We start from the raw sequence: 3,457 nt of genomic DNA, 5'->3' as shown, positions 1-3,457 counted from the left end.
CTCTCCGTACTCGCGGCTTGCGGCGTACGAGAAGGACGTCGCGAACCGTTGCGTCTGGAAGGAAATTTTGGTCGCTCGCGGCGTCATCGCCGGCAATGCCGTGAGGCAGCCGAAGCCGAGCTTCGCCGACGACTGGCAGTTGGCGCAGCTGACCGAGGTCGCAAGGCGCGCGGGGCTGTTGGCATAGCTAGATGGACATGCGAGAGCCCGCCGCCCGGCGGGTTCTCGTCGTTCGTCTGCCTAGATGTAATCCGGCGCGCTTCTATATCAAATAAAAGAACCCGCCGTCCCGGGCAGGTTCCCATTCCATTCGGAATTTTATAATTTCGACTTCAGCTTCTCGATCTCCAGCTCATGCTTCCCGACCTTCTGATGCAAAAACTCCATGTCCGTATTGATGTGACGGTACTGCCGAAGTACCTCGTCATGCCGCTGACGATGAAGATCGCTTTCCGCCTCCAACCGCTGTTCCAAACCAGTGACTTTCTGATTGTTCAACGCGACCATCTGGATCAACTGGACGATGTGCTGCTCCATCCGCTCCAACCGCTCTTCGATCATCCGAACGCCCCCCGCTCAAGATACATCCATTATACCACGGGCGGGAAACACGAACAATCGTTTGCATTTTGCAAAGATTCGCACCCAAGGCTCGCCCCCCTCGCACGCTGTTGCTGAGCAGAGGGAAACATGTTGGAAAAGGTCACTGCCGCCCACCGCGACGCCGGCCGCCATCGCCCGGCCCATGTCATGCCCCGTCGGTAGCGGGTTACGGAATTCGATCGGAACGACATCGGGGGGAAAATGTCCAAAATGTCCAACATCGCTCCCGAATTGCCCGACAATTCCATGATGTTTTTTGCCGTGAAAGCCGGGGATCGCGGAAGGGAGGCATTTTCCAAAGTATCGTTGTCCAACATTGTCAAAATTCGCCCTTGTGGAACAGGCTATCAAACTCGGATGCAGTTCTCCCGTTCGTGCGAACATCCTCCATCGGGAGCAACTCGCACATTGTTGCGAATCGCGTTGCGGACACCCATGGATAACAGGTCTAGACACAGATCGATCAATTCCATGCATTGCCCGAAGCGAAGCCGCGACTCTACAATAAAAGAAAACACTTACAACGCTAAGGGGGACTGGGCGTATGGGAGAGGCTCGGCAACGCGTTCGCGTGAACGTGGAGGAAGTTGTCTTTTTCCGAAAGCAGGGGTATTTGGTTCGGAAGCAGCTGTTTGCGAAGGAAGCGCTCGAAGAGATGCGGGCTTGGGCGGACGACATCTTCGAGGGTCGGATCGACGCCAATCACCTTGCGCACCGGAACGAATTCGGCGCGTCGACGGAGCGGAAGCTGGAGCGGCTCGCGTCGGCGAGGCTGCATATGGTGCACCGGGAGCATGCGGCGGCGGAACGGGGCATGCTGCAGGACGGCGTGCTGGACGTGCTCGAGGCGCTGATCGGTCCCGACGTGCTGGCGCTGCAGTCGATGATGTTCTTTAACCCGCCGGGGAAAGGCGGCCAAGGGTGGCACCAGGATTCATTTTATATTCCCACCCTGCCCGAGAGCCTGATCGGCGTCTGGATCGCGCTCGACCGCGCGGACGAGGCGAACGGCTGTTTATGGGTCGCGGAGGGGTCGCATCACGAGCCCATCTATCCGCCGGTCGGGCGGAACGGGTACGTGCATGCGGACGAGCGGCAGATCGAAGGGCTGTTCCCCGCCGCGGACGCGAGCCATATGGACGACGAGGTTAACCGCCTGTCGACCGTCGCCGCGAAATACGGTCCGGCGGTCCCCGTCGTGCTGGAGCCGGGCGACGTTTTGTTTTTCCACTCGCGCCTGCTGCACCGGTCGTACCGGAACGAGACGACGGATCGGATGCGCCGCTCGTACGTGTGCCACTACTGCAACGCGCGCTCCTGGGTGCCGTGGAACCATGGTTACCCGTACGAGGGCGACGCGGCGAACGCGCACCACATCCTCGCGCGCGGCGGCACGCACCTGCCGTACGCCCGGCCGAAGTTCGGCACGCCGGTCGAAGTATCGCCCGCGTCCGTAGGCACGGGCGGCGGCGGCGCGATGATGGTCGCCATGCCCGGCGGCGAAATGGGCAAGCTGGAGATGTGACGCCGGCACATCAATAGAGGACCTGCCGCCTACGCATCTATGCACCGTTCTTACCGCTAGATATTACTTACTCTCCAATTCCTGTTGACAATCCCCCTCCGGAAGCCCGATATTGGTAGAATCCACCATGAATAGGAGAGGGAACGCGCCCATGAAGAAGCATGTAAAACTGGCCGTTGCGATGTCGGCGCTCTTGACGATGTCGGTACCCGCCCAAAGCTACGGCGCAGGGACGCAGGCAAGCTTGACGTCGACCGCCGCTTCAGCCTGGAAAGAGCTGACGGTATCGCAGAAAATCGATTTGTACGATCCTGTAGTCAAATTGTCCGATCTTGGGGTCGACCTGAAGGCGATCGAGTCGATAACGCTGTGGAAAGACAAACAGTTGGAAACCGATATCGAAATCGACGCGGAACGAATCTTCCTTGTTAACGAGATGCCGCTGCAGCCGAAGACGACCTACTACTTGAAGGTATACTTGCAAGACGGGAAACGAATCAAAGCGAAGCTGGAGACGCAGGATTTGCCGAGCATCCAAGCGACGGGCAAGGAGCAGGTGGTCGTCGTCCCGGCGATGCCCGAGAAGGGGTTCCATTACCCTTACATCCTGCGTATTCCGACGGATCGTTACAAAAGCCAAAACGCCGGCAAGAAGCGCTACCTGTTGGTCGAGCCGAACAATATCGGCGCGAGCAACACGAGCGAGAACGCGTACCTTCGCACGAAGGACGAGATGTACCGCCCTTATTACAACAAGCTTGCCGAACAGGCTTGGATGCCGAAGCTGATGCCGGCGTTTCCGAGATACCGGTTCAACATCGACAACGAGTATTTCCTTACGCATTCGCTGGATCGAATGTCCGTGCTGTTGACCGCCGCCCGCGTCAAGACGTATTTGGCCGACAGCCGATTTCAAAGCCAGATGAAGCTTTCCGGGCTGCGCGGCAAAGATTTCGAAGCGATGGTGAGGGTGGATAAGCAGCTTGAAGCCATGATCGATCACGCGATCGGTTATCTGAACGGTTACGAACACAATGTAGACGGCAAGAAGGTGTTCCTGTTCGGGTTTTCCGCTTCCGGCAACTTCGCCAATCGGTGGGCGCTGCTGTACCCGGATCGAGTGAAAGGCGTCATCGCCGGCGGGACGAACAGCCAGCCGACGATTCCGGCGAAGGAGGTCGACGGGGAGAAGCTCATTTTCCCGATAGGGGTATATGATTATAAGGGGATTACGGGTAAGGAGTTCAGTAAAGAGGCTTACGGAAAGGTGGCCAACTTTATTTTCCAAGGGGAACGCGACGAGGCGGACACTTACGGCATGCCGGATAC

General features: G+C 58.2%; 4 protein-coding genes. 3 read left to right on the top strand and 1 reads right to left on the bottom strand.

All coding sequences use genetic code 11. The features are described 5' to 3' along the window. The coding region (locus tag VEZ38_RS16855) for a hypothetical protein (RefSeq protein WP_324895496.1) at window positions 1-187 on the top strand (187 nt) is incomplete at its 5' end. Between the two features lie 131 nt (window positions 188-318). Here VEZ38_RS16855 and VEZ38_RS16850 read toward each other — a convergent pair. After that, entirely contained in the window at window positions 319-561 is a 243-nt protein-coding gene (locus VEZ38_RS16850) for a hypothetical protein (RefSeq protein ID WP_324895493.1), read from the bottom strand. Between the two features lie 586 nt (window positions 562-1,147). On the opposite strand from VEZ38_RS16850, the gene VEZ38_RS16845 reads away from it, so the two are divergent. Together VEZ38_RS16845 and VEZ38_RS16840 are read left to right on the top strand one after the other, a co-directional pair. Continuing rightward, window positions 1,148-2,128, top strand: coding sequence for a phytanoyl-CoA dioxygenase family protein (locus tag VEZ38_RS16845; RefSeq protein ID WP_324895491.1), 981 nt, complete (start codon window positions 1,148-1,150; stop codon window positions 2,126-2,128). A 151-nt stretch (window positions 2,129-2,279) separates the two neighbouring features. Next, on the top strand, window positions 2,280-3,457 hold a 1,178-nt coding region (locus VEZ38_RS16840; protein ID WP_324895489.1), incomplete at its 3' end, for a hypothetical protein.

The sequence above is a fragment of the Paenibacillus sp. genome (assembly GCF_035645235.1).
GTDB lineage: Bacteria > Bacillota > Bacilli > Paenibacillales > YIM-B00363 > Paenibacillus_AE.
Note: the sequence above shows the minus strand (reverse complement) of the source record. Positions and strands in the feature narration are given on the sequence as shown.

Excerpts from the sequence above, each read along its gene's own strand:
- VEZ38_RS16850 (WP_324895493.1), bottom strand. The coding sequence starts at position 561 with ATGATCGAAGAGCGGTTGGAGCGGATGGAGCAGCACATCGTCCAGTTG.
- VEZ38_RS16845 (WP_324895491.1), top strand. The coding sequence starts at position 1,148 with ATGGGAGAGGCTCGGCAACGCGTTCGCGTGAACGTGGAGGAAGTTGTC.